At 62.9% G+C, this 24,864-nt stretch carries 19 protein-coding genes and 1 pseudogene; 9 read left to right on the forward strand and 11 right to left on the reverse strand.

Annotation, left to right across the window (positions count from 1 at the left end; genetic code table 11):
- The 6 genes from VLU25_20820 to VLU25_20845 all read right to left on the reverse strand — a co-directional run.
- Positions 1–1,779 (reverse strand): carboxypeptidase regulatory-like domain-containing protein (locus tag VLU25_20820; protein HSR70386.1); only part of this gene is annotated, 1,779 nt, incomplete at its 3' end.
- A gap of 414 nt (positions 1,780–2,193) precedes the next feature.
- Entirely contained in the window at positions 2,194–3,381 is a 1,188-nt protein-coding gene (locus VLU25_20825) for a tetratricopeptide repeat protein (protein ID HSR70387.1), read from the reverse strand.
- Positions 3,378–5,627: a tetratricopeptide repeat protein gene (locus VLU25_20830; GenBank protein HSR70388.1), complete on the reverse strand. Its 2,250-nt coding sequence runs from the start codon at positions 5,625–5,627 to the stop codon at positions 3,378–3,380. The genes VLU25_20825 and VLU25_20830 overlap by 4 nt, the downstream gene beginning before the upstream one ends.
- Before the next feature lie 32 nt (positions 5,628–5,659).
- The gene (locus tag VLU25_20835) at positions 5,660–6,769 is read right to left on the reverse strand and encodes a multiheme c-type cytochrome (GenBank protein HSR70389.1); all 1,110 of its coding nucleotides are present in this window, start codon (positions 6,767–6,769) and stop codon (positions 5,660–5,662) included.
- A 261-nt stretch (positions 6,770–7,030) separates the two neighbouring features.
- Complete coding sequence (gene metG / locus VLU25_20840; protein HSR70390.1) at positions 7,031–9,115, reverse strand: methionine--tRNA ligase; 2,085 nt, start codon at positions 9,113–9,115, stop codon at positions 7,031–7,033.
- 252 nt (positions 9,116–9,367) lie between these two features.
- Positions 9,368–9,730, reverse strand: a complete 363-nt coding sequence (locus VLU25_20845; GenBank protein HSR70391.1) for a PadR family transcriptional regulator — start codon at positions 9,728–9,730, stop codon at positions 9,368–9,370.
- Between the two features lie 111 nt (positions 9,731–9,841).
- Between VLU25_20845 and glyA the strand changes: the two genes are divergently transcribed.
- The 3 genes from glyA to VLU25_20860 all read left to right on the forward strand — a co-directional run bounded on the left by glyA (position 9,842) and on the right by VLU25_20860 (position 14,131).
- On the forward strand, positions 9,842–11,113 hold the full coding sequence (gene glyA / locus VLU25_20850) for a serine hydroxymethyltransferase (protein ID HSR70392.1): 1,272 nt from the start codon (positions 9,842–9,844) through the stop codon (positions 11,111–11,113).
- Positions 11,103–13,052 carry an ATP-dependent DNA helicase gene (locus tag VLU25_20855; GenBank protein HSR70393.1) on the forward strand — a complete coding sequence of 650 codons (1,950 nt, stop codon included), beginning with the start codon at positions 11,103–11,105 and terminating at the stop codon, positions 13,050–13,052. The genes glyA and VLU25_20855 overlap by 11 nt, the downstream gene beginning before the upstream one ends.
- Before the next feature lie 80 nt (positions 13,053–13,132).
- A complete protein-coding gene (locus VLU25_20860; protein ID HSR70394.1) occupies positions 13,133–14,131 on the forward strand; it encodes a tetratricopeptide repeat protein in 999 nt (332 codons plus the stop codon).
- Between the two features lie 19 nt (positions 14,132–14,150).
- Here the strand turns inward: VLU25_20860 and VLU25_20865 are convergent, their stop codons facing one another.
- Positions 14,151–14,858 carry a HEAT repeat domain-containing protein gene (locus VLU25_20865; GenBank protein HSR70395.1) on the reverse strand — a complete coding sequence of 236 codons (708 nt, stop codon included), beginning with the start codon at positions 14,856–14,858 and terminating at the stop codon, positions 14,151–14,153.
- A gap of 104 nt (positions 14,859–14,962) precedes the next feature.
- Here VLU25_20865 and VLU25_20870 point away from each other — a divergent pair, with 104 nt between their 5' ends.
- The 3 genes from VLU25_20870 to VLU25_20880 are packed head-to-tail and all read left to right on the forward strand — an operon-like array spanning position 14,963 to position 16,774.
- Complete coding sequence (locus VLU25_20870; protein ID HSR70396.1) at positions 14,963–15,574, forward strand: tetratricopeptide repeat protein; 612 nt, start codon at positions 14,963–14,965, stop codon at positions 15,572–15,574.
- Positions 15,575–15,576: 2 nt separating this feature from the next.
- Positions 15,577–15,891 (forward strand): hypothetical protein, encoded by a 315-nt coding sequence (locus VLU25_20875; protein HSR70397.1) that lies wholly within the window; start codon positions 15,577–15,579, stop codon positions 15,889–15,891.
- Positions 15,892–15,916: 25 nt separating this feature from the next.
- Positions 15,917–16,774, forward strand: a complete 858-nt coding sequence (locus tag VLU25_20880) for an NAD(+)/NADH kinase (GenBank protein HSR70398.1) — start codon at positions 15,917–15,919, stop codon at positions 16,772–16,774.
- Between the two features lie 32 nt (positions 16,775–16,806).
- On the opposite strand, the gene VLU25_20885 is transcribed toward VLU25_20880, so the two are convergent.
- The 3 genes from VLU25_20885 to VLU25_20895 form a co-directional block, all read right to left on the reverse strand.
- Positions 16,807–17,820 (reverse strand): histone deacetylase, encoded by a 1,014-nt coding sequence (locus VLU25_20885; protein ID HSR70399.1) that lies wholly within the window; start codon positions 17,818–17,820, stop codon positions 16,807–16,809.
- 5 nt (positions 17,821–17,825) lie between these two features.
- Positions 17,826–18,158 carry a hypothetical protein gene (locus VLU25_20890; protein HSR70400.1) on the reverse strand — a complete coding sequence of 111 codons (333 nt, stop codon included), beginning with the start codon at positions 18,156–18,158 and terminating at the stop codon, positions 17,826–17,828.
- Positions 18,159–18,227: 69 nt separating this feature from the next.
- Positions 18,228–18,542, reverse strand: a complete 315-nt coding sequence (locus tag VLU25_20895) for a tetratricopeptide repeat protein (protein HSR70401.1) — start codon at positions 18,540–18,542, stop codon at positions 18,228–18,230.
- Positions 18,543–18,626: 84 nt separating this feature from the next.
- Here VLU25_20895 and thiS point away from each other — a divergent pair.
- The 3 genes and pseudogenes from thiS to aroB all read left to right on the forward strand — a co-directional run bounded on the left by thiS (position 18,627) and on the right by aroB (position 20,731).
- Positions 18,627–18,824, forward strand: a pseudogene (thiS, locus tag VLU25_20900) (sulfur carrier protein ThiS).
- Positions 18,825–18,851: 27 nt separating this feature from the next.
- Positions 18,852–19,634, forward strand: a complete 783-nt coding sequence (locus tag VLU25_20905; GenBank protein HSR70402.1) for a thiazole synthase — start codon at positions 18,852–18,854, stop codon at positions 19,632–19,634.
- A gap of 8 nt (positions 19,635–19,642) precedes the next feature.
- Positions 19,643–20,731, forward strand: a complete 1,089-nt coding sequence (gene aroB / locus VLU25_20910; GenBank protein ID HSR70403.1) for a 3-dehydroquinate synthase — start codon at positions 19,643–19,645, stop codon at positions 20,729–20,731.
- 3 nt (positions 20,732–20,734) lie between these two features.
- Here the strand turns inward: aroB and VLU25_20915 are convergent, their stop codons facing one another.
- On the reverse strand, positions 20,735–24,781 hold the full coding sequence (locus VLU25_20915; GenBank protein HSR70404.1) for a DUF3857 domain-containing protein: 4,047 nt from the start codon (positions 24,779–24,781) through the stop codon (positions 20,735–20,737).
- Positions 24,782–24,864: the final 83 nt, after the last annotated feature.

Genomic DNA, 24,864 nt, shown 5'->3' on the forward strand with positions numbered 1-24,864 from the left:
CAGGTTGAGGGTCAGGCGGTCCGACACCTTCCAGTCGTCCTGGATGAAGAAAGCCCACTCGCTCTGGCGGAAGTTGTGAGGCGTTCCCACCAGCGGCAGTTGGCCTTCCACCCGCGGATCGACGCGGGCCGAAACCTCGGAAGGCAGTTCGGAGATGAAGTCGAACACGCCGGCGAAGGCTACGTAGCCGCGGGTCAGGAACTGGAAGTCGCTGTCGTCCTGGTTCCAGCGGTACTCGAAGCCGGTCTTGATGCCGTGATCGCCCACGTTGATGGAGACCACGTCGACCAGGTGGTATTCCTCGGCCGTGAAAAACTGAGGCGTTCCGCCGTAGGCACCGAAGCCCGTAATGCCGTCGCCGCCCGCGAAGTTGAAGATGTTGAAGTCGGTGATGTCGAAACGGGGCGTGTTGAAGTCGGTTCGTGTGCGGTTGTAGCCGTAGCGGATCTCGTTGACCACGGTGGGGGAGAAGATGTGGGTGTCGGAAATCACGCCGTTGGCGAAATGGCCGTCGAAGTCGTTGCCCAACTCCGCCGCGCGGATGTTGTTGGAAGGCGTCTCCGAGGTCTGCCAGATATAGCGGAAGAAGAGCTTGTTGTTGTCGGTCACCTCGTGATCGAGGCGCACGTTGTACTGGTAGCTCCTGGCATCGTTGGGTGAGAAGAAGTTGGCCGTTCCCACATCCGGAATGCCATCCAAGGGGCCCGCCGCCTGAAAGTCGCCCGAAATCGATCCCACGTCATCGAAGTCAGCAGTCGGCGTGGGGCCGGGAAAGGCCTGGAAGAATTGGGCGGCCAGCGAATTGGGCGCCTGCTGCTGCACCAGTTGGCGCAGCTCGGGCGTCTCGAAGCGGCCCTGGGTGGACTCGCCCGAGAAGGTGCGGATGCCTTCGAAGGCGCCGAAGAAAAAGGTCTTGTCCCTGATCACCGGTCCGCCGATGGTGAATCCGGCCTGGTGCTGGCGCAAGGGCGCCGTGTCTTCGCCGTCGAAGTATTCGCGGGCGTCGATGGAATTGTTGCGGTGGAACCAGTAGGCGGTGCCATGGAACTCGTTGGTCCCCGACTTGGTGACCACATTGACCACGGCGCCGTTGTTGCGTCCGAACTCGGCCGAGAAGTTGTTGTTCTGGATGCGGAACTCCTGAACCGAGTCGAGGTTGGGCGTAACCGAGGTGGCTCCGCCGGTGATGGGATCGTTGTTGGAAACCCCGTCCAGCGAGAAGTTGTTGCCGCGGGTGCGGTTGCCGCTGGCGTTGATGTCGGACTGGCCGCCGATGCCGTCGTTGATGCCGGCGGTGACGCCGGGCTGCAGCAGGGCCAGTTGGAAGACGTTGCGTCCGTTGAGGGGAAGGTCCTCCACCTGGCGGCCGCTGACCACGCTGGAAAGCGTGCCTTCCTCGGTGTTGACCTTCTGCACGGCTCCGGAGACTTCGACGGTTTCGGTAATGTCTCCGACTTGCATGTTGAAGTTGAGCGTCTGCAGTCCGGCCACGTCCAGCTTGAACTCGGCGCTGGTCGTTTTGAAGCCGGTCAGCTTGGCTTCGCAGTGGTATTGGCCCGAAGGCACGTTGGTGATGCGGAAGCGGCCCTCGTCATCGGTGATGGCCGTCCGCTTGGCGTTGGTCTGCTTGTTGGTGAGCAGGATCTCGGCGCCCGGAATCACGGCGCCCGACTCGTCGCGCACCGTACCGTCAACGGTGCCCGTGGGAGTCTGGGCCAAGGCCGTGGAGCCGATCAGTCCCACCAGAAACAAACACAGAAGCACAAGAGACTTCTTCATCGAACCTCCTGAAATTGGATGAAACGAATTGAGGCAGACTAGGCGTTCTGGAGGGCAAGCCTGGGGCCGGGCGGTAGAAAACCGCTGCCGCGCACCCCGAGAAGGAAACCCACCTTGAACGTTCAAAGCAACCCTAGCGAAGTTAGCGAGCAACGTCCCAAAGCACTGGGTCATGCTCTTTAGACCCTAACTGAGAACGATGGCGCTCTTTCAGCAATTCTCGTACCACCTTTGCCAAGGGACTTCCGGGAAGATCAGGTTTGCCAGTGTTTGCGGGCTCTTTTAGCTACTTGCTGAGGGTGCATGGCATATCATTTTATCCAGAAAATTGGATGCATTCTGCCCGGTGCGTCCAAAAAATCGGACATTCTGGAGCTGAATCGCCCTTCAGGCGAATCGTTTCAACGCCGGCGGTCAGGGTTTGCGGCGTTGGAACTCTTGCAGAAGACGCCGTCCTTCCTCGCGTCGGCCCTGGCGCATGTAGAGCCGGCCCAGGTGCAGAAAGGCCTCGGTGATCTCGGGATGGCGGCGGGTGACCGACTCCAGCAGGTCGCGGGCCTGATCGATCTCGCCCCGGTTCATCGCCACCCGGGCCGAGAGGTACAGGTAGAGGCCCCGCTCGCGAAACTCTGAAGGCAGCGACTGGAGGTGAGCCGCGGCGGCTTGGTAGTCTTCTTCCTTGACGGCCAACTCGGCGGCGAAGAGGCGGGCCTTGTTTCCCTCCGTGCCCTCCTGACGGATCAGCGGCTGCAAAATCTGCAGAGCTTGGCCGCTGTCGCCTTGGAGAAAGTGCAGCCGGGCCAGATCGAGGCGCACCTCGTTGTCCTGAGGGTGCTCCTGCAGGTAGCGCCGGTAGCCCTCGATGGCTGGCGGATACCTGTTGAGGCGGCTGAATTCGCGGGCCAGCAAAAGATGCCCGCGCGCGCCCAGAGGAGGCAATCCCGAGGCCTGACGCACGTCCTCTGCCAGTTGGGCGAGTTGCGGTTCTTCCATGCCCTGCATGTTGCCGGCAAGTTGACGGTAGAAGTAGAGGTTGGCCTCCTGCCCGCCATGCGCAAAGGCGACCTCGAGATGCTTCAGGGCTTCGTCGGTGCGTTGCAGGCTGAAGAGGACCAAGGCGCGGTTGATGTGGCTCTGGAAAGCCTGCGGGTTCTCTTGCAGGAATTCCCGGTAGATGGCGGACGCCTCTTGAGCCTGGCCCCGGTTCAAGTGGAGAAAGGCCAGCAGGTGAACGAAGCGCTCGTCGGACGGGCGGTCGCGGCGCAGGTCCAGCAACTGGCGGCGCGCCTCCTCCTGGCGCCCGGCCCGCAGGTAGGCCTCGTAGAGTTTCACGCGCTGCGGGATGTCGAGCGGAAAGGCCTGATAAAATCCGATGACCCGTTCCCAGTGACTGAGTTGGCGCGAAGCCTCTGCGGCCTCCTCCAGGTGCTGCTTCTCCAGACGGCCTTCCTCCTGCAAGCGAAGAAAGATCTCTTCGGCCTGGCTGAACTGCTTCTCGCGCACCAAACGCAGAGCGTCCTGGACGTCGGCGGGTTGGATCCGGAAATGGGGGAGCGCCATGGCCGCCCCGAGCAGTAAAATCGCGGCAAGGGGGGCTCTCATGGGATCAGTTTGCGTCCTTTGAGGGCGTTTTGTTGGTCCAAGAGCCTCTGGCGGCCCGCGTCCAGTTGCTTTTTCAAGTCCTCGAAGCGCTGCAGGTACTCGCGGGCCTGGAGGGGCTGGCCCTTTTGTTGGCAGAGCCGGCCCATCAGGTAGTGGGTGCGGATGTGGTCGGGCTCTGATTGCAGCACTTTGAGCAGATGCGCTTCGGCTGCTTGGGTGTCTCCCTCCTCGAGCAGCAGGGAGCCCATCTCGAAGTGCAATTGGTAGGAGTCGGGCGAAAGCTCCAGCCCCCGCCGCAGCCATTGCTTGGACTCGGCGATTTGGCCGGCTTGGGCGGCGGCCTGCCCCAGCAGCAGCAGGACGTTGACGTTGTCGGGCTGCAGCTTGAGCGCTCTTTTGAAGCTTTCAATAGCCTCCGCCGCTCGACCGGCGTTGAGGTGGACCTGGCCCAGGAAGTAGTGGGCCGACCAGGCTTGAGGATCCGCGGCGGCCAGCGCGGAGAGCACGGCCTCGGCTTCCTGGAAGCGCAGTTGCTCCGAGTAGAGCTTGCCCAGCAGCGCTTGCCCGTAGGGCGACGGATTGGCTTTCAGCCATTTCTCGGCTTCCTCGAAGAGGCTGAACTTGACCAGGTGATTGACGGCCTCCAGCATTTGCGGGGCCGGCAGCCGCAGCGAGCGAAAGAGGGCCAGCGCTTGTTCGTCCAGGTCCAGGTAGAGGAGCTGTTCCAGCAGCTTGAGTTGCTGCGGTCCCTGCAGGGAAGCCAGGTCGATGGCCTGCAAGTGCTGAAACGATTCCTCCAGGTCCCGGCGCTCATAGGCCAGGCGGGAGGCCAGAATGGCGATTTCAGGGTTGTCGGGTTCCAGCCGCCGGGCCCGTGCCAGCAATTCATCGGCCAGGGTAAAGCGTCCCTGCACGGTGGAGGCGTGGGCCATGGCCGTCAGGGCGGGAACGAAATCGGCATAATGCTGAAGGGACCTTTCCCAGGCTTTCCAGGCGTTTTCCCATTGGCCTTGGCCCTGCAGCACCTTGCCCAGCGCCACCAGCGTCCAGGCCCGCTGGAACTGAAGCTCGCGGGAGGCGGGATTGATGCGCACGGCCCGGTCGTAGTAGTCGAGCGCGCTCTGGAAATCCCCTTCCAGCAGGGCATTGCGGGCCCTCTCCGCCAACGTTTCGGCGGACTCGGGGGCTTGCGCGGGAGCCTCGGCTGGTTCCTCCCGCTGCGCCTGCCGGCCCAGGGAATCGAGTTCCTGCAAGGCGCTGCGCGCCGCCTCCATGGAGGGATTCCGGCGCAGCAGATCCTGCAGGATGGTGCGGGCTTCCTCGAGGCGCCCCAGGTGGGCCAGGGCGATGGCCTGGGAGTGCAGGAAGCGGGGATTGCCGGGATCGAGCGTGGCCGCCATTTGGAAGGCTTCCAGAGCCTTGGCCGGCTCTCGCTGGCCGTAGGCCACCCCCAGGTTAAAGTGCGCCACGGGCAGCAGCGGATTTATGTCAATGGCTTGTCGGGCCGCCTGGATGGCCTGCGGAAACTCCCCGAGGGCCTGGTAGGCGCCCGACATGTTGACGTAGCAATAGGCTCGGTTGGGATCGACCTGGAGAGCTCGCTGGAAGGCGGAGATGGCGGCCCGGTGCTCGCCCAGCCCCTGCAGCGCGGCCCCCAGATTGTAGTAGGCCTGGTGATACTGGGGTTCGATCTCGATGGCCTTCAGGTAGCTGTCGATCTCTTCCCGCGGCCGGCCCGCCTTGCCCAGTGCAACGCCCAGCTTGAAGTAGCCGTGGATGAACTCGGGATTGAGTTCGATGGCCTGGCGATAGGTCTCGATGGCTTCTTCCAGGCGGCCCTCCTCCATTTTCGCATCAGCCTCTTCGCTCAGTTCGATGGCTTGGTCGCGGAAGCCTTCGGGCATGCGGTAGAGGATGATGGTCTCGCGACCCAGGCGGAAGGGCCGGCTGTGCGATCCGGGCTCCAGGTCCTGGGCGTGGCGGCGGAAGGTCTCGTTCATCTGGGCCAGTCTCATGGCCCCCAGATAACCGCCCTCGGCAGCGGTGGCGTCGCTGGAAAGACGGCGGGCCACTTGGCTGAAGGGCTGCCCCTGCTGCAACAGTTGCAGGGCCTCCTCAACCACGGCGGGGGAATCGGCCACCAGCATTCGCAGATAGACTCTCTTCAGGTCCTCCAGGGGTACGGCCTCCAGCGGCAGGCCGGTCAGGACGGGCGCGAGAAGGATTGCCGCCAGCGCCGCGGCCATTGCCAAGCGTCGCCTTGCCGGAGCCGCGGGCCTCATCGCCGGACCACCCGGATCCAGTGATCGGTGAGATGGAAGTTGTCTTGCTGGACGTCTTCGGGCATGTGGCATCCGATGCATCCGTCGCTGGAATTGACGGGGCACAAGACGGCCTCGGGCCGGGCCTGGGTGTGGCAGCGCAGGCAGGTCCTTACGTAGATGGGATCTCCTTTGGCGGCGTTCTCATGAGGATTGTGGCAGTCCAGGCAACTGAGTCCGGCGTTGCTTTGGATGTAGCAGTCGGAGTTGGCCAGGGCGGTCACTTGGTTGGAGATGAGCACGTCTTCGGGACGCGGCTGCACCAGCGAAAAGAAGCCGTTGTGGCACTGCGAGCAGAGCTCCATCAGCTTGGGGTTGGAGAGCTTGCCGGGATGCAGGATCTCGAGGTCGGCGGCCTTGGCCTCGGCGGCCTCCACGTGGGCCTGCCCTGGCCCGTGGCAGCGCTCGCAGGTCACGCCCACGTCTCCGAAGACGGGATGGGGCCCCCCCTGGCGGGCCAGTTCGGGGGTCACGGGACCGGTGTGGCAGTTGAGGCACTTCTCGGCGAAGTCGCGGTTGAGGACTCGTCCCAGGGCCGCGTCGTAGCTGCTGGGTTGCCCCGCGAAGAGTCCGGGCGACTTCTTGAGGCGCCAGGTGCCCGCTTCCAGCATGTAGCGGGCTTCCACCAGGGTGGGACGGGGCAGAGCCCGGCCCTCGATTTCACTGGCCAGCAGGATCAGGCTGAGCCCGAAGCGCTCGCCGCCCACCACGGAATGGACGGGAACCGCCTGGGCGGGGCGTCCCGGCAGTTGCGTCACGAAATGCCAGCGCCCCTGGCGCTTTTCCACGCGGTAGCGGAGGGGGCCTTCCGTGGTGCTCTGGGGCAGGGTGGAAACCTCGTCCAGAGCCGAGGCCGGACGCCAGGTCTTAGCGTGGTTGCTGGCGAAGTGGTCGCTTCCGTTGCTCTTATGGCAGCGGGCGCATTCCTGACGGCCCACGTAGCCCCCGTCGGCCGACTCCCAAAGCGGGCGCTCCTCATGAGAAGCCATCAGCAAGAGGAAGGCCCCGGCCAGCGGCAGCGCCACGGCCGTCAGCGTGCGCAGAGATACGGGAATCCAGGCGAGCATGGCTTTCCAGCTTACTTCACCCGGCGCTGAAAGAACAAGCCCCCAGACTGGAAAGCCAATTGGTGGGGCGGCCCTCCCGCTAGCTGGGCGGGCCGCGGCAAGGATGTAGCGAGCAGCCTCATACCGCCGAGAGCAATTAGCCCTTCAGCGCGGTCGCTGAAACTTGACCCGTGTGTGAACTTGTTGGCCACCTAGTGGCCCTAGAGCCACTCGTGGTAGTTGCCTCCGCCGCAGCAGCAGGCGAAGGTAGCGGCTTCATATTCAGCCCACGCTGCTGCCCGCGGATGCATCGTCGTCGACTCCCAACAGCAGGACGTCGTCGCCGTCGCTGGCGGCCAGGAGCATGCCCTGGCTGAGGCCGAAACGCATCTTGCGAGGCCTGAGGTTGGCCACCACGATGATGCGCCTGCCTTCCAGTTGGGCGGGCTGGTAGTGCTTCTTGATGCCGGCGAAGATGGCGCGCGGCTCGGACTCTCCCACGTCGATGGTCAGCCTGAGGAGTTTGTCGGCGCCTTCCACCTGCTCGGCTTTGAGCACCCGGGCCACCCTCAGATCGATTTTCAGGAAGTCGTCGATGGTGATCTCGGGCTTGAGAGGAGGGTCGAGGGCCTTTCTATCTTCGCTCTCGCCGTCCGCCCCGCCGTCGGAAGCCCGGGCGCGCTCGCGGCTTTCCAGGACCATGGCCTTGACGGCCTCGGGATCGATGCGGGTGACCAGGGTCTCGAAAGTCCCCACCTTGCGCTCGCTCAAGTCGTAGGCGATGTCTTCCCAGCCGATGGGGCCGATGTCCAAAGCCTTTTCCACCTTCTCGGCGTAGACGGGCACCACCGGCTTGAGGAATCCCGTCAGAGCCTTGACGTAGTTGGCTCCCATGGTGCAGACGGCGCGGGCTTTTTCTTCATCTTCTTTGATCAGCTTCCAGGGAGCCTGCTCCTGGAAGTAGCGGTTGGCCTCCAGGGCCAGTTCGTTGATCAGGCGCAGGGCCGCCGCCGAGTCGAATCGTTCGTAAGCCTCGCCGATCTTGGGCTTGAAATGCTGCTGCAAACGCCGGCAAGCCTCCGCCGCTTCCTCAGGCAGCGGCCCCAGACGGCTGTCGAGGCGCTTGTTGAGGAACTGGATGACCCGGCTGGAGAAGTTTGCCAGGTTGTTGACGAACTCCGAGTTGACCCGCTCGGCCAGTTCAGACTTGGAGGCGTCCAGCGATTCCGGGTCGGAGGGGTCTTCCCAGCTTCCGATGTTCAAGTCGAGGTCGCTGGGCTCGGGGCGCAGCTTGCTGGCCAAGAAGAAGCGCAAGTACTCCGGATCGAGATGGTTCAAGTAGACCCGGGCGTTGATGAAGGTCCCCCGGCTCTTGCTCATCTTCTGCCCGTTGACGGTCAGGAATCCGTGCACCTGCACGCGGTGAGGAACAGTGTAGCCGCCCGTCTTGAGCACCGAAGGCCAGAACAGGCAATGGAAGTAGACGATGTCCTTGCCGATCACGTGGACGACCTGCGAGCTGTCGTCCTTCCAGAACTCGTCGGCAGAGCGCCCCGCCTTGGAGGCGTAGACTTCGGTAGCGCCGATGTAGCCCACGGGAGCGTCCAGCCACACGTAGAAATACTTGTCATCCTCGCCTGGGATGGAAAAGCCGAAATAGGGGGCGTCGCGGCTGATGTCCCAGTCGTTGAGCCCTTCCTGAAGCCACTCGCGCACGAAGGCACGAGTAGTCGAGGGCATGCTTTCAGGACGGTTGACCCACTCCTCCAGGAAGTCTTGAGTCTGGGAGAGCTTATAAAAGACATGCTCGGAAGTGCGCGTCTCCACCCGTCCGCCGCTGATGGCCGAGCGGGGATCGATGAGGTCGGTGGGGCGATAGGTGCTGTTGCACTTCTCGCAGGAATCGCCGTACTGGTCTTCCGACTTGCACACCGGGCAGGTCCCGCGCACCCAGCGGTCGGGCAGGAAGCGCTCATCCTCAGGCGAATAAAGGCCCTCTACGTCCTTTTTGTAGATCAGCCCTTTGCTCTTGGCCTCCTCGTAGATGGCGTAGAGGTGACGGCGCGTTTCCTCGGAGTCGGTGGTGTGATAGGCGTCGAAACTGATGTTGAAGTCCTTCAGATCGCTGAAATGTCGGCGCTGGTAGTGGGCGGCGATCTGAGAGGGCTTTTTGCCCAGCTCGCGCGCCTTGAGTTCGATTGGCGATCCGTGGGCGTCGGAGGCGCAGACGTAGACGGCGTCGTTGCCCAGCATGCGTTGGAAGCGGGCGTAGATGTCGGTCTGCACCGCCTCCAGCAGATATCCCAGATGGATGTCTCCGTTGGCGTAGGGCAGTGCGCTGGTGATCAGTAGGCGCCGGCGGCTCATGATGACTCCTCTTGGCAGATTCGAAGTCGCTCAGTATAGCAGGAGCCGGGCCGGGTCGGCCTCTCATTCGCTGCGCAGTACGGATGGGATCGAGCCGGGGAGGCGCGGCGGGCCGGAAGGTAAGCCGCCAGCAATGCCACCGCTGCGGGGAGCAGCGAGACGGCCGCAAAAGTCGCCGGATCGCCGGGACCGCCCTGGCCAGCAGAAAGGGGCCCAGGCGCGGGGAAGACCTGCTTGACGGCGGACGGCCCTTCAAGCTTTCTCCCCACGGCCCTTGAGGCCGACTTGTTCGATGCCGTCCCACAGCCGCTGGTGAAGCTGATGGACCTGGTTGAGGGCCCGTGCTCCCAGCGACGTGAGACGGAAGAGCCGCCGCGGGCGTCCGAGTCGCTGTTGGCTGCCGTCTTCCAGACGCGAGGCCAGCAGTCCGCGCTTTTCCAGGCGCGAGAGCGTGACCGAAATGGTCCCCAGCGCCGGGTTTTTGCCCACCAGTTCGCGCAGCTCCTCCTTGACGGTGACCGAATAGGCGTCGCCGGCCCGGCGATAGACTGCCATCAGCACCTCCTGCTCGAACTGTCCCAGAGTTAAAGTGGCGGACGCCTGCGCGCTTTTCATACGGCGTATTATAATGCCTCTGTCAAGGCCCTCAGGTTCGTTGTTTTGGCTCGCCTGCCGCGTTGACCCTGGCGGCGGGGTTCCGATAAGATCGGTGGCAGGAGGACGGCTATGAATCGAGCCTTGAAACAGGTTGATCCGGAGATCGCCCAGGCCATCGCCAACGAAACGCGCCGCCAGGGTGAAACTCTGGAGTTGATCGCCTCTGAGAACTTCACCAGCGAGGCGGTGTTGCAGGCCACCGGGTCGGTCTTTACCAACAAGTATGCCGAGGGCTATCCCGGACGCCGCTACTACGGCGGTTGCGAGTATGTCGACGTGGTGGAGAATCTGGCCCGTGATCGGGCCAAGGAACTCTTCGGCGCCGAGCACGCCAACGTTCAGCCGCACTGCGGCAGTTCGGCCAATCTGGCGGTGTGCATGGCCATGCTCCAGCCTGGCGACAAGATTCTGGGCATGAACCTTTCTCACGGCGGGCACTTGACCCACGGTCATCCCCTCAATTTTTCCGGCAAGCTCTACCGGGTGAGCGCCTACGGCGTGGGCCAGGACGATGAACTGCTCGACTATGACGAGTTGGAGGAGATCGCCCGCCGCGAGAAGCCTCGGCTGATCATCGCCGGGGCCAGCGCCTATTCCCGCGTCATCGATTTCCAGCGCTTCGGAGAGGTAGCCAGGGAGGTGGGCGCCTACCTGATGTGCGACATCGCCCACATCGCCGGGCTAGTGGCGGCCGGGGTCCATCCTTCGCCCGTCCCGCACAGCGACTTCGTCACCACCACCACCCACAAGACTCTGCGGGGCCCCCGCAGCGGACTCATTCTGTGCAAGCAGGAGCATGCCAAGCAGATCGACAAGATCGTTATGCCGGGCATTCAGGGAGGTCCCCTGGTTCACGTCATCGCCGCCAAGGCCGTGTGTTTCAAGCAAGCGGCCGGCGAGGAGTTCAGGGAATACCAGCGTCAGGTGGTCAGAAACGCCCGCGCCCTGGCCCGGACCCTCTCTGGATGCGGCTACCGCATCGTTTCCGGCGGCACCGACAACCATCTCTTCCTGGTCGACGTCTTCGGCAAGGGCATTACCGGCAAGCAGGCCGAGGAGACCCTTGAAGCCGCCGGCATTACCGTCAATAAGAACGGGATCCCCTTTGACACCAATCCCCCTCTGGTGGCCAGCGGAGTCCGCATAGGCACGCCGGCCCTCACCACCCGGGGCATGAAGGAAGCCGAAATGGAGAAAGTGGGCGCCTGGATCGCCCGCGTCCTGGACAACATCGACGATGCGTCGGTGCACGGCCGGGTGCGCGAGGAGATCCGCCGCTTCACGGCCGATTTCCCGCTCTACAGACAGCGCCTGGAGGCCTTGCAATCCAGTGTCGGCTAAAGTGCCGATCGAAGACGTGTCTCTGCACGAGATCTTCGCCCCCGGCGGCCTTCTCGAGTCGCGTCTGCCCGACTACGAGTATCGTCCCGGCCAACTGAAGATGGCCCAGGCGGTGCTTGACGCCATCCGCTACCGCAACCATCTCTGCGTCGAGGCGGGCACCGGCACCGGAAAGACTCTGGCCTATCTTATTCCGGCTCTTTTCAGTCAAAAGCGCGTGGTGGTCTCGACGGCCACCAAGAACCTGCAAGAACAGGTCTTCTTCAAGGATATTCCTTTCATCCGCGAACATCTGGCTCCTGATCTGGCCGCCTGCTGCATGAAGGGGCGCGCCAATTACCTGTGCCTGAAGAAACTGGGCGAGTGGTCGCGCCAGGGATCGCTGCTCAAGGCCGGCAAGCGCCTGCGGGCCCTGCTCAACGAATGGGCCGGGCGCAGCCAGACGGGGGACCGCGCCGAACTGGACTGGCTGGGCGACGACGATCCCCTGTGGAAGGCGCTGGACGCCCGCAGCGAGACTTGTATCGGCAGCAAATGCAGCCACTTCGAAGACTGCTTCGTCACCCGCATGCGCCAGAAGGCCCTGGAGTCTGATCTCATCGTCGTCAACCACGCCCTCTTCTTTGCCAACGTGGCTCTGCAAAGCGACGAGATCGGCCAGATCCTTCCCGATTTCGGCACCGTCATCCTGGATGAAGCTCACGAATTGGAAGACATTGCCGCCGATCATTTCGGGCGCCGCCTCAGCAGTTTTCAGGTGCAGGAACTGGGACGCGACCTGCTGGCCGTCTTCGGGCGCCGTCCCCGGGAGGTGAAACGCATCCAGCGCGCCGTGGACAAGGGGCTCAATCTCTTGGCCGCGCTTCCCGCCCAGGAAGGCCGTCACAGCCTCAACTTCTTTCACGACCGGCGCCTGGGACAGGTCGATCTGCGGGAGCCGCTGGCCGAGCCCTTCAGGGACTTCTACGAGGCCCTGCTGATGCTGGGCAACCGCCTCACGGCCTTGCCCCAGCAGCCCGACGAGGGGGCCGCCTTGCTGCGGCGCATCGACCAGATGATGGAGGCGCTTTCCACCATCTTCGAAGAACGCAGTTCGGAGTTCGTCTACTGGTTCGAGCGGCGCGGACGCGGAATCTACATCGGATGCACGCCCATCCGCATCGCCTCGCTGCTGCAGCAACACCTCTTCCAGAAGGTGGACAGCGCGGTGCTCACTTCGGCCACTCTGGCCGTCGACCACAGTTTCGACTTCATCCGCTCCCGCCTGGGCGTTCCCGATCCCGCCGAGTTGCAGGTCCCCAGCGAATTCGACTACCCAAGCCAGGCCATGCTCTACGTCCCCCAAGCCTTTCCCGAGCCGCGTTCTCCCCGTTATGCCGAGCGGCTGGCTGAGGAGGCCGAGCGTATTTTGCGGGCTACCGGCGGCGCGGCTTTCCTGCTCTTCACCAGCTTCCAGCAGATGAACCGGCTCCACGGCCTGCTGGCGGACGAGCTGCCCTTCCCCTGCTTCAAGCAGGGCGAGGCGCCCAAGACCCTGCTTCTCGAGCGTTTCAAGCAGACTTCCGGCGCCGTGCTCTTTGCCACCACCAGCTTCTGGCAGGGAGTTGACGTGAGGGGAGATGCGCTGCGGGCGGTGCTGATCGACAAGCTGCCTTTTCAGGTCCCCAGCGAGCCGGTGGTGGCGGCCCGCCTCAATTACCTCAAGGAAGAGGGCCTCGACCCTTTCAACAGCTACAGCGTCCCCCAGGCCGTCATCACCCTCAAACAGGGTCTGGGAAGGCTTATCCGCTCCCGCCTCGACCGCGGTATCCTGGCGGTTTTCGATTCCCGCTTGCGCACTCGGCGCTATGGCCGGACCTTTCTGGAAAGCTTGCCAAAATGCCCCCTCACGGATAACATTGCAGATCTTGAAAACTTCTGCCGACGAATTTCATCATAGACATAGTGCAAGCCTCGGAAAACGAGTCGCGGCCGGGGCGGAATTTGACTAGAGTTTCATGGGTTGGAAGGGTGAGCAAGATGAAAGCTAAAGGCATCGCAGCAGTACTGGTCCTGATGCTTGCGCCCCTGTTCTTCGGCGCTTTGCAGGCTCAGAGCGGCATCATCAAGGGCAAGGTCATGGATAGTGAGGGCAACGGCATTCCCGACGCTGAAGTACGCATTCAGGGGATGGACGTCAACCGCGAATACAAGATCAAGACCAACGACAAGGGCGAGTTCATTCACATCGGCGTCAATCTCCAGGGCATCTACCGAATCATCGCTACCAAGGAGGGCTACACGGGCGGTTTCGTTCAAGGCGTCCGCCCCAAGCTGGACCGGGGAGGCGAAGGCGTTGAGATCACCATGGACAAGGGTGCCCAGCGCCAGATGAGCTTCGACATGACCGAGGAAGAAATCGCCAGGATCAAAGAAGAACGGGAAAAGGCCAAGGAGCGTGCGGAGAAGCTGAGCAACGCCTTCCAAGGCGGAATCGACGCTTTTAACGCGGGCGATTACGAGTCGGCCAAGGAGCAGTTCCTGGTGGCGGCCGAGTCCGCTCCCGACGAACCCAACGTGTGGGGCAACCTGGGGCAGACGCACGCTCGTCTGGAAGAATACGAAGAGGCGGTCAAGGCCTACGAAAAGGCCATCGCGCTCAAGCCCGGCGAGGCTACCTTTCACCAGAATCTCGGCGGTGTTTACGCCAGGATGGGCCAGTCCGACAAAGCCAAAGCCCAATACGAGAAGGCTGCTGGACTGGCTGCCGCCAGCGATCCCACGGCTGCCGCCGACAGCTACTACAACATGGCGGTGGGCTTCATCAATTCCGGGCAGAACGCCGAAGCCGCCGAAGCGCTGCAGCAGGCCATTCAACACAATCCCGATCATCCTCAGGCCAACTATCAGTTGGGTCTCGTGCTTTTGAACCTGGGCAAGATGGACGAGTGCAAGCAGTACCTCAAGAAGTACATCGAATTGGAGCCCGATTCCCCGGACGCGGCGACGGCCAAGGCCATTCTGGAATCGCTGGGATAGGCTGACGCGGCCCCAAGCTTCAGGCGGTCTGGGCGCCGAAGTACTCTTCGGCTTGCTTGCAGCCGACCTCGGCCAAACCCTGCAAAGCGATCAAGGCGGCTTTACCGATCTCTTCCTCTTCCGGGAAGCGGTCGGCCAAGCGGCCCAGTTGTTCGATAAAGGCTTTGGGGACCTCTTGAGGCCGGCTCCAATAGGCGCCGGCCAGTTCCTGCAGGGCGTCGATGCGTTCCAGGTCGTCGCCCTTCTCCAGCAGTTCATGCAGTTCCGTTTCGGCTCTCTTGCTGCCCTGGTGGGCCAAGCTTCCCAAGGCCAGCAGAACAAGCTGGCGCCGCTGCACCTGCAGATGCCGGTCGTGTTCGCAGCGGTACAACTCCAGCAGAACCGGTACGGCGTCTCCGTGTCCCACTTCGCCCAGAGCCAGTATGACCGCCGCCAGAAAAGCCTCGTAGCCGCGTCCCCTGCGTCGATCCTCCGACTCCAGAGACTGGCGCAGGGGGCCGATCACAGAGGGATCCTCCAGGCTGCCCAGTGCTATTGCGGCCACCTCTTTGTGACGAAGAGTTCCCGTCTTGAGCCATTCCTGGAGAGGATCCTTCAATTCGCTCGGGCGGAAGATGGCGATGTGGGGGAGCAGTTGTTTGAGGGCTTCTGCGCTTCGTTCGCGGATCGCCTGCAGGCAGCGCTGAATCAGCCTGTCGCGGCTACCGATATCCTGTCCTCGGTACATATTCATTTCACCGCAGATCTAGCCATGAGAGTCCGCGTTCGCCTTCTCCTGCAGAGAGCGAATAGGGGGCGCGGAATCCCGTTTCCAGCGGCCGTTATGATACCATGCTGACGATGAAAAACAAGCAGTTCGCCTTTGCCGCCGTGGGAACGGCGATCGGCTTTATTCTGGGATTCATGGTGGCCCAGGCGGTTTCGCTGCAGGACCAGTTCGTTCTGCAGGAAACGCAAGCAAGGGGTGGTTCCCAGCAGGACTCCGGTTTGCCTGAAGGTCATCCTTCGGCGCAGTTGATGGAGTTGATGCGCAAGCTGCAAGAACGCGCCGCGGCCAATCCCCAGGACGCCGAGGTGCGGGTGGCCATGGGCAATGCCTTCTACGATCTGAAACGGTTCGACCAGGCGGCGGCCTGGTACGAGGAAGCGTTGGCGCTGGAACCCGGAAACGTCAACGTCTCAACCGATTTGGGAACGTCTTACTATTACTTGGGCCAGCCCCAAAAGGCCGTCCAGCAACTGCGCCTATCGCTGCAGATCAACGCCACCCATCCCCAGACCCTGCAGAACCTGGGAGTGGTCCTGGAATCCATGGGCCGCGATCAGGAGGCCCTGGCCGTCTGGGAGAAATTGGTTCAAGCTAATCCCGACTATCCGGGGCTGGAACAAGTACGCCAGAATATCGAGCGTATTCGTGGACGCGCCGAGGACGGAAGCTCCTAGTCATGACCTCGCTGATTCGCTATCTTCTCCTCTTTCTGGCCGGCTTGCTTTTGGCGCGGCTGGTGTTGGACAAGTTGCTGGGAGGCCGGGCAAACCGCTCAAAGCGACGACGGGCTTCAGGGCGGGCAAAGCGACACGATCCCGACCGCGTCCGCACCATTAGCGGAAAGATGGTCCGCGATCCCCAGTGCGGCATGCACGTAGCCCAAAACCTCGCCATAACGGCGCGCTCTCAAGGGGAGCAGCTCTACTTTTGCTCCGCTGATTGCCGGGATGCATTCTTCGAGAAGATGCGCCCCACTGGAACCGATGTCTGACCCCCCGTGGCACAACGAAAAAGCGATGAAAGTCGGCATCGTCGCCAAACGTCACCGAACCGATTTCGCTGAACGTCTGCAAGCCATCCTGGGCTGGTTAGGCGATCGTCATTGCACCCCGCTTGTCGACCGCGACCTGGTGGAAGCCTACGGATTCCACGACATTGAAGGCTTCGCTCGTGAGCAGTTGGTCGAGCAGTCCGACTTCATCGTGGTCTTCGGGGGCGACGGCACCATGCTTTCCGCCGCCCGCAGCGTGAGCGGTTCGGGCACCCCCATTCTGGGCGTCAACATGGGATCCTTGGGATTCCTCACCAGCGTACGGCCCGAGGAACTCTACCCGGCTCTGGAGAGAGTGCTGGCCCGCGACTACTACCTCGATCGGCGCACTCTGCTGCGCGCCGCTGTCTACAACAACGGGGGCGACGAACCCAAGGTCTATCACGCCCTCAACGACGTCGTTGTCAACAAAGGGACCCTGGCACGCATCATCAGCATGCACGTCGCTCTGGACGACGATCCCATCACCGAGTACCTGGCCGACGGGCTGATCATCTCCACCCCCACCGGCTCGACCGCCTACTCGCTCTCGGCAGGCGGCCCTATCCTCTATCCTGAGCTGGAAGCCTTCATCGTCACTCCCATCTGCCCTCACACTCTCACCAACCGTCCCATCGTGGCGCCCTCCGACCGCGCCATCAGCGTCACCCTGAAGGAGGGTGATGACGTCATGTTGACCGTTGACGGCCAAGTGGGTGTGGAACTGACTCCGGGCGCCGAGATCGTGTGCACGCGCTCGCACAGGCACATCGACCTCCTCCAGCCCGGCGACAAGACCTTTTTCGACGTCCTCAGAGACAAACTGAAGTGGGGCGAGCGCTAGTTCGCACTTCGCCACTCGAAAATCGAACTGGACTAGAGTCCCAACTCGCGGCGGGCGCGCGAGGCGTACCCGGCGTATCCCTCGGGCGGATCGGCGGCCAAAAGCCCGCTTTCATCCAGGGTGGCCCCGATGCTGGCGCGGACGCTGGAGGCCAAAGCCTGGAGATCGTATCCGCCCTCCAAAAAGTAGAGGATGCGGCCTTTGCAGGCCCGGCGCGAGGCCTGGTTGAGGCGGACGCACATCTGGGCGAATCCTGCCTCGTCTACCTTCATTCCGGCCAGCGGATCGGAGGCGTGGGCGTCGAAGCCGGCTGAAACCAGGATCAAGTCGGGCCGGTAGTTGAGGAGTTGAGGGATGAGCAGGTCGTCGAAGAGGCTCAGGTAGAAATCGTTGCCGCAGCCCGCCGGCATGGGGAAGTTCAGGGTGTAGCCCTGTCCCTGGCCTCGGCCCCGTTCCTGGAAGGCTCCGGTCCCGGGGTAAAGCGGGTGTTGATGGGTGGAGATGTAGAGGACGTCGGAACGCGAGTAGAAGATTTCCTGGGTTCCGTTACCGTGGTGGACGTCGAAATCGACCACGGCCACCCGCTCCAGTCCCTCTTGGCGCAGCGCCCATTGAGCCGCCACGGCAACGTTGTTGAAGAGGCAGAATCCCATGGCCCGGGCGCTTTCGGCGTGATGTCCCGGCGGGCGCGCCAGCACGAATCCGCAGTCGATTCGGCCCTGCAGGAGCCGCTCGGTCAAATCGACCGCGCTGCCCGCCGCCAGCAGGGCCACTTCGTAGGAATGGGGACCGGTGTGAGTGTCGGGATCAAGCTGCACGTGGGAACGCCCCTGGGTCCCGCTGATTCGGGCCAGGTGGCTGGCGCCGTGCACCGCCTCGATCCATTCTTCCCGCGCCGGGCGCGGATCGATGCGCTTCAATTCCTCGAGGCGGGGCCAGCTTTGCAGGGAGTTGACGATGGAGCGGATGCGGTCGGGACGCTCGGGATGACCCGGGGGCACGGCATGGTCGGTAAAGGCCAGGTCGAGAACGATGCCGTAGTTCATATCTCTCAGCGGTTCATGATCTGGAAGTGATCGGTCTTCTCGCACTCGGGACAGGCCTCGAAACGGGCTGCCTCTTCGGCCTCTCCGTACCATCCGCAGTTCATGCAGTAGGCTTTCTTGTCGCTGAGGCGCATCAGGGACAACTGGCGCAGCATCCAGTTGGCGGCGATCATCCCGGCCCCTCCCACAATGGCGAAAAAGGCGTAAGGTCCGACCCGCTCGCGCTTGATGAAGGGGATCATGGGCAGTGCCAGCATAAGCACGAGGGACGAGGCCACCAGGGCGTATCCCAGGCGCCGCAGGGGGCCACTCTTGCTGATGATCGGTCCAGGCGCCATACACCGTATCCTAGCATGAACGTCCGCCGGCTCCAGCCAGGGCGGGGCCGGGCCGGAGGGAGTGATCGGTTACTCATCGGCGATCTCGTTCATGGCCGCTTCCAGCTCTTCCTTGGCGTGGGCATCGCCATTGGCGTCGGCGACTTCCATCCCCCGGCGGTAGGTCTGCAAGGCCTCTTCTTGCCGTCCCGCGCGGACCAGGGTTCCAGCGTAGTGGTAGTAGGCCGCGGTATAGTCCGGAAAGCGCTCGAGCAGGTCGCCGAAGGCCTCGATGGCCTCCGCGTTGCGTTCAAGGCGTTTGTATTCCATGGCCAGGCCGTAGCGCGGAAAAGGGTCCTCGGGCTTTTTCTCGATGAACCGCCGGAGTTTGCTGATCTTGTCCATCAGGGCCGATCTTAGCAGAGTGCGGGGTTGAATCGCAGGCCGCCGATTTCGCACAATGGGTGTGAAAGGGTGTGACGAGAAGTCATGGCACAACACATCCAAATCGAAGTCAACGGGGAACCTCGGGCACTGCCGGCCGGAAAGACGTTGCAAGGCCTGGTCAAGGAATTGGGCTTGCAGCCGGGACAGGTGGCGGCCGAGGTCAACCGCCGCATCGTACGCCGCAGGGAATGGGAAGGCTGTCTGCTCAAGGACGGCGACGTGGTGGAGATCGTCCATTTTGTGGGCGGCGGAGAGGAATCATCGAAGATGTCTCAAGATCCATTGATCATCGCGGGACGCGAGTTCAGTTCCCGTCTCTTCGTGGGGACGGGCAAGTACGAGAATTTTGAAATCATGCGCCGGGCCCATGAGGCCAGCGGATCGCAGGTTGTGACGGTAGCGGTGCGCCGCGTCGATCTGAAGATGGGAACGGGCCGTTCGCTGCTCGACTTCATCGACCGCGAGAGAATGCTTATTCTGCCCAACACCGCCGGTTGCTACAGCGCCGAAGAGGCCGTCCGCTATGCCCGGCTGGGACGCGAGGCGGGACTCTCCAACTGGGTTAAGCTCGAGGTGATCGGCGACGAAAAGACGCTCTTCCCCGACAACGAAGAGTTGCTCAAGGCTACCGAGATCCTGGTCAAGGAAGATTTCGTCGTGCTCCCCTACACCAACGACGATCCGGTGGTTTGCCGCAAGCTGGAAGACCTGGGAGCGGCGGCGGTGATGCCCCTGGGGGCGCCCATCGGGTCGGGCATGGGGATCCAGAATCCCAACAATATCCGCATTATTCTGGAGCAGGCGGGCGTACCCGTCATCGTGGACGCGGGAGTAGGAACCGCCTCCGACGCCACCCTGGCCATGGAGCTGGGAGTCGACGGAGTGCTCATGAACACCGGCATTGCCGGCGCCCAGGATCCGCTTTCCATGGCCCGCGCCATGCGTCTGGCGGTGGAAGCCGGACGCCTGGCCTTCAAGGCGGGACGCATTCCCAAGAAGCTCTACGCCAGCGCCAGCACCACCCTGGAAGGGATGCTGGCCAAAGGTTGAGTCGCGATATGCACGAAGTCGGCGTCGAGTTGGGAGAGCGCAGCTACCGCATCCTTATCGGGGAAGGGCTGCTGGAGCAGGCGGGGCAGGCCTTGGAGAGGGCCGGCATCCGGCCGCCAAGCCTGTTTCTGGTCACCAACTCAAGGGTCGAGGAACTCTACGCAGGGGCCTTGAAGAAAGGATTGAGTGACCGCTTCCAGCTCAGCACCATTCTCATCCCGGAGGGAGAAACTCACAAGAGCCTGGAAACCTGCCAGCTCATCTGGACTCGCCTGATCGAAGAGCGGGCCGACCGGGGCTCGCTGGTGCTGGCCATGGGAGGCGGGGTGACCGGCGACATCGCCGGATTCGCCGCCGCCAGCTATCTGCGCGGAATCGACTATGTGCACGTTCCCACCACGCTGCTGGCGCAGGTGGACAGTTCGGTGGGGGGCAAGACCGGCGTCAACCATCCCCTGGGCAAGAATCTCATCGGAGCCTTTCACCAGCCCCGTCTGGTGCTGATCGATCCGCTCACGCTGAAGACCCTGCCCCGGCGCGATCTCCGCTCGGGACTCTATGAAGTCATCAAGTACGGCTTGATCCGCGATCAAGGCTTCTTCGACTTCTTCGCCGACCGGCTGGATGCCCTTCTGGCCCTTGAAAGCGAGCCCCTGCAGCAAGCTGTTGCCCGAAGCTGCCAGATCAAGGCCGAGGTGTGTTCGCAGGACGAACGCGAAGGTGACTTGCGGCGCATCCTCAACCTGGGCCATACCTTCGGGCACGCCCTGGAGTCCGCCACTCAGTACCGGCGTCTGACTCACGGAGAAGCCGTGGGTTACGGCCTCAAAGCCGCTGCCGTCCTTTCCCGCGAGTTGGGCCGCATCGACTCAGGCTCCTGCGCCCGCGTGCTGGAAACCGTTGACCGCATCGGTCCCCGTCCCGCCGTCGACGACATCTCCTTCAAGACCTTGCGCGAGGCCATGCAGCGCGACAAAAAGCGGGTTTCGGGACGTCTTCACTTCGTCGTTCTCGACCGCATCGGGAAAGCCGCCGTGACATCCGAGGTCACCTCCCGGCAGCTTGAGAGGTCCTGGCAGGAAGCCGTCGACGGCTAAGCCTCATTCCGTCGACAGCGCTTGAAGGCGGCGCTGGGCCAACCGATAGGTCGAAACGGCCGAAATCTCGTCCTCCTGCTCGACTTTGGAATAGTAGTCTCGCGCCACCTGGGGCAGGTCGAGGTGTTCGGCGATCTGTCCCAGAACGAACCAATCACTGGGCGCCAGGTCCCTGAGAAAATCCTTGTCGCGGGCTTGAAGCAGCAGGCTGTGAGCCTCGCTGACCGCACCCTGGTCGGCGTAGAGGGAGGCCAAGGTGTGCAGGGAGGCGTAGTTTCCGCCGCCCTGGACCGCTCGTTGACCCCAGTTCAAAGCCTCTTGATCCACCTCTCCCTGCACCAGCTTGAGCCAGGCCAGGTTGTTGAAGTCGCCGGCCACGGCATCGCCTCTTTCGATGATCTGACGGTGGATGCGCAGCGCCTCCTCGAACTTGCCCTCATGCATGTAGAGAGTGGCGGAGATGCGCAGGAGATCGGCATCGCGGGGATCGGCCTGGAGCGCCTCCTCGATCAGGGCGTGACCCTCTTCAAAGCGGCCCAGAGCCCTCAGAGCCGCCACTTTGACCCGGCGTCCCTGATCTTCCTCGTCTCCCGAGTAGGCGTCCTCGGAAAAGGAATCGAGAACTTCCTGCCAGCGCTCGAGCACCGCCAACTGCGCCGTCGCGTATCGCGACAGGACGTTCCTCTGCTGCGGCGTCCAGGCGTCTTCACGCAACAGTTCCTGCAAGCCTTCCAGCACCCATTCGGAGGGAAGAGGCGGATCTCCGGCCGCGAGGGCCAAGGCCAAGGCTCTGGCCTGACGCCTGTCGAGATCGTCCTCATCCTCGACCAGCGATCGGACCTTAGAGTCTTTGGGGAGCTCCTCCAGGGCCCACTTCAACCATTGCTTGGCCACTTCGAATTCCCCTTGTTGGAGGCGGTAAAGGGCTTCCCGGCCCATGGCGTTGATCGGGTCAGTTCCCAACACGATCATGTAGGTGTCCTGGTAGCGGCTGACGCAGATGGTGCCCTGTGAGCCCTGAGCTGCCGTCAGATTCTGGAGGCGGAAACCGATCTCGGGATCCCCCCGCCTGGCGAATTGGGCGAAGGAGACCACGAAGTCGGCTGCAACCTGGGGCAGCGTCTGCATCTGCTTGGCCATCGACTGGATCACTTGCCGGAAGGTGTCAGTCGTGCCTTTGATGGCTGTTTCGAGCTCCCTGGAAGAAGGCGATATCAGTTGAGCTGCCACATCCTGCTCGAGCTGATCTCTGCGGCTGGCCAGGATGAGCTTTTTGATCACTGACTCAGGCTCTTGCGGCGGCAGCGCCATGTCCTCGCCGCGCTCCGTGCGGCGCAACCCCTGTACCAGGCCCAGCACGCTTGCCGGCTCCGCCGAGGCGGTGGCAAGGATGCGGTACATTTCCGCTGCCTCAGGATAGGAACGTATGAGCAGCAGGCGGTTGGCTGCGGTGTGAAAGACCTGCTGCCTTTCCTCGCTGTTGGGCAGGACGCGCTGCGCCTTGGCGGCGGCGGCGGGGACGCCTTCGATCTTGGCCAGCGCCGTCAGCCAATAGGATCGACCAAGCAGCGAATCGTCGCCTTCCAGGAGATCTCTCAGCTCTTCAAAGCGGCCCGTCATCAGGTGTCCGATGTAGATGTTGCCGTCGAGAGTGCTGTTGTCGAACTCTTCTTTCCAGGCCAGGCTCGCCTCTAGAAAAGCCCGGGCGTCCACGCCCTCTCCGAACTGCACCCCCTGCTCGTTGTAGCTCATCAGAATGGGCTCCATGACGGTGAGATTGGCGTCGTCAGGGGCCAGCCGGGCCGCCTCGCGGGCTCCATCCAGAGCCTGTGCCAAATCGAATTGTCCCGTCATGTGTCGCCCCACAAGGTCGTGCTGGAAGACGGTGGAACGGATGGCGTGAACGTGGGCGACGTCGGGGGAAAGCTCGACCGCCTCGGCGATTTCGCGGCGTGCTGCATCTCCCAGCCCAACTGTGATGAGGGCGTTGGCGACGCGGGCGCGGTGGAGCCCGTTGTCGGGCTGGGCCTCGATCAGGCTCCGAAACTCGGCCAGGGCTTCTTTAACTTCTCCTCCCGCCAGCAGCGTTTCGCCCCGCTGATGGAATTGCAGGAGCAGTTGGTCCTCCATCTCCTGGAAGCCCTTACGGAACTCGGCCACGTCCTCGGGCGAGAGACGCCGCTTGTGCAGGCGCAAGGCCACCTGGCCCGTCAGCGTCTGCTCGCCGTCGAGACTGAAAGAGCGGCGGAAGGAGGCCGCTTCGCCCCATTGCTCATCCAAGGTGGCAGGCAGTTCAGCCGGTTCGAACCCCGGCGGGATGTGGACGGTGATCCGGACCTCCGCCGAAACAGGAGGATGCAAAACCAACTCGTCTTGGCGCCCCTCCTCTTTTTCGTCATCTCCGATGCGTCTCAAGCTCATGGGGAGATGGTCGTAAAGTTCGGACAATCCGATCGACACCGCCGCGTCTTGGCGGGAGGTTACGATAGTGCCCGCCTGGGCCATCTCGAGCTGCAGGCGGAAGGGCTGGGAAAAATCGCGCGGGTCGCTGAACTGGTAGCTGAGGTCCTGGGAAGCGAATGCGCTTTCGCCATAGCTTTCCAGCATCTCGCGCTCTTCCTCGGCCGAGTAGTCGTCCATCAGTCGGCGCATTTCACTTTCCCGGCTGCCGCGGTAGACGGTGACCTCCCTGGCCCGCCCTTTGCCCAGATCGCTGAGATGGTATTCGAGGAAGATTTCCTCACGGTTGTCGTCGCCCGAGGAGGCGGGTGTCTTCACCAGGTCATCGCTTTCGGGCGAGGCGATCAGGGCCCAGCGCCCTTCGTCCGGCGGCGGGAGGTGTCCAGCGCGGGAAAAGGGGTCGGTGGGGTCGATCCACAGGTCGGCTTCGCCTCCTACGTAGACGATGGCGTGATCGAAACGTCCCAGGCCCGGCAACTCGGGCACCACGTCGAAGTCCGGTCCCGTGCGCAGCAAGGCCACCCAGGCCGGGATCTGGTGGCGGCGAAGCTCCGACACCAGCAGAGTGGCCTGATCCTTGCAGTCCCCGTACTGCCGTTCCACGGTCTCACGCGGCGTCCAGGGGACGATGGAGGACTCTCCGAACTCGATGCCCGTGTAACGGACCTTGGCGGAGACGGCCTGGCGGATCTGTTCGATCAGTTGGCGCTGATCGGAAGCCGCCGCTTGCTCGAGCAAAGAATGGGACGGCAGGTCGGCGATTTGCTTTTCAATGATCTGATGATAGGAGCGGGCCAGATCGTGCCAGGATTGGCCCGTCGAGAAGACGATGACCGGGTAGCGGGAGTGCTCGGGCGGGAGATAGGGTTCGGGATACTCGACGGGGTCCAGGCTCTCGGCCTCGAAGAGGAGACGGGTGCGGTCCTCTCCCTCCTGCCGTTCGTCTTTCAACTGGGGAAACTGATACAGGCGGTAGCGCAGCGGGACCTGTTTGGGATAGCTGATCTCCGCCCGGGCCCGCCTGACCGGATGGTAGGCGTGAAGGTGGATGGAGCGCTGGGTTCCCTGAGCAAAAGCCGGACGCGACTCCGCGACCTCGGTCAGGACTTCCACGATAGAACCCGGCGCCACGCCCGGCAGGGGCGCCCGCAACACTCTGGAGTCATTGAAGATCTGGGAGCTGTTTTCATGAGCCGGGGTGTCGGCGATGGTGGACGGATCGAGCTGCCTCTCAACTCCGTCGGGAGTGATGACGCGTGCCCGGATGGTGGGAGTCTTCTGGTGCCAGGGCTGGTAGCCCGTCTCCACGACCGAGAAGACGTCCACCGCACTCTGTTCGAGGACTGCGTAAACCTCGTGCTCGCTTCTCGTGATGCGGCCTTCTTCGTCAAGGGCGGTGGAAAACGAGCGCAGCAGGTACCAGGCCTTGGAATCGGCCGGAGGATTCAACTGCCTGTAGGCCAGCAGGATCTCCTGAGGCGAGGCCTGGAAAGGCTCTCCTTCCCAGGGTTGCACCTGGGCCGGGAGCGACTGGCAAAACAGCGCCAGCAGGATCAAGAAGAAGCGAAGATGGATTCGAGTTAGGTACATAAAGACTTTCCAAGCGTGAGTTCCACACCCGTATCATACAAAATGAGCGCTCCCGAAGAGGTCAACCCCATCAACGTCCTTCA

The organism is Acidobacteriota bacterium (assembly GCA_035471785.1).
In the GTDB taxonomy this organism is placed as follows: Bacteria; Acidobacteriota; UBA6911; order RPQK01; family DATIPO01; genus JANQFM01.

Excerpts from the sequence above, each read along its gene's own strand:
- VLU25_20880 (HSR70398.1), top strand. The coding sequence starts at position 15,917 with ATGAAAGTCGGCATCGTCGCCAAACGTCACCGAACCGATTTCGCTGAA.
- VLU25_20915 (HSR70404.1), bottom strand. The coding sequence starts at position 24,781 with ATGTACCTAACTCGAATCCATCTTCGCTTCTTCTTGATCCTGCTGGCG.
- VLU25_20865 (HSR70395.1), bottom strand. The coding sequence starts at position 14,858 with ATGTACCGAGGACAGGATATCGGTAGCCGCGACAGGCTGATTCAGCGC.
- VLU25_20890 (HSR70400.1), bottom strand. The coding sequence starts at position 18,158 with ATGGCGCCTGGACCGATCATCAGCAAGAGTGGCCCCCTGCGGCGCCTG.
- VLU25_20895 (HSR70401.1), bottom strand. The coding sequence starts at position 18,542 with ATGGACAAGATCAGCAAACTCCGGCGGTTCATCGAGAAAAAGCCCGAG.
- aroB (HSR70403.1), top strand. The coding sequence starts at position 19,643 with ATGCACGAAGTCGGCGTCGAGTTGGGAGAGCGCAGCTACCGCATCCTT.
- VLU25_20835 (HSR70389.1), bottom strand. The coding sequence starts at position 6,769 with ATGCTCGCCTGGATTCCCGTATCTCTGCGCACGCTGACGGCCGTGGCG.
- VLU25_20875 (HSR70397.1), top strand. The coding sequence starts at position 15,577 with ATGACCTCGCTGATTCGCTATCTTCTCCTCTTTCTGGCCGGCTTGCTT.
- metG (HSR70390.1), bottom strand. The coding sequence starts at position 9,115 with ATGAGCCGCCGGCGCCTACTGATCACCAGCGCACTGCCCTACGCCAAC.
- VLU25_20870 (HSR70396.1), top strand. The coding sequence starts at position 14,963 with ATGCTGACGATGAAAAACAAGCAGTTCGCCTTTGCCGCCGTGGGAACG.
- VLU25_20830 (HSR70388.1), bottom strand. The coding sequence starts at position 5,627 with ATGGCCGCGGCGCTGGCGGCAATCCTTCTCGCGCCCGTCCTGACCGGC.
- VLU25_20885 (HSR70399.1), bottom strand. The coding sequence starts at position 17,820 with ATGAACTACGGCATCGTTCTCGACCTGGCCTTTACCGACCATGCCGTG.
- VLU25_20845 (HSR70391.1), bottom strand. The coding sequence starts at position 9,730 with ATGAAAAGCGCGCAGGCGTCCGCCACTTTAACTCTGGGACAGTTCGAG.
- VLU25_20905 (HSR70402.1), top strand. The coding sequence starts at position 18,852 with ATGTCTCAAGATCCATTGATCATCGCGGGACGCGAGTTCAGTTCCCGT.
- glyA (HSR70392.1), top strand. The coding sequence starts at position 9,842 with ATGAATCGAGCCTTGAAACAGGTTGATCCGGAGATCGCCCAGGCCATC.
- VLU25_20825 (HSR70387.1), bottom strand. The coding sequence starts at position 3,381 with ATGAGAGCCCCCCTTGCCGCGATTTTACTGCTCGGGGCGGCCATGGCG.
- VLU25_20860 (HSR70394.1), top strand. The coding sequence starts at position 13,133 with ATGAAAGCTAAAGGCATCGCAGCAGTACTGGTCCTGATGCTTGCGCCC.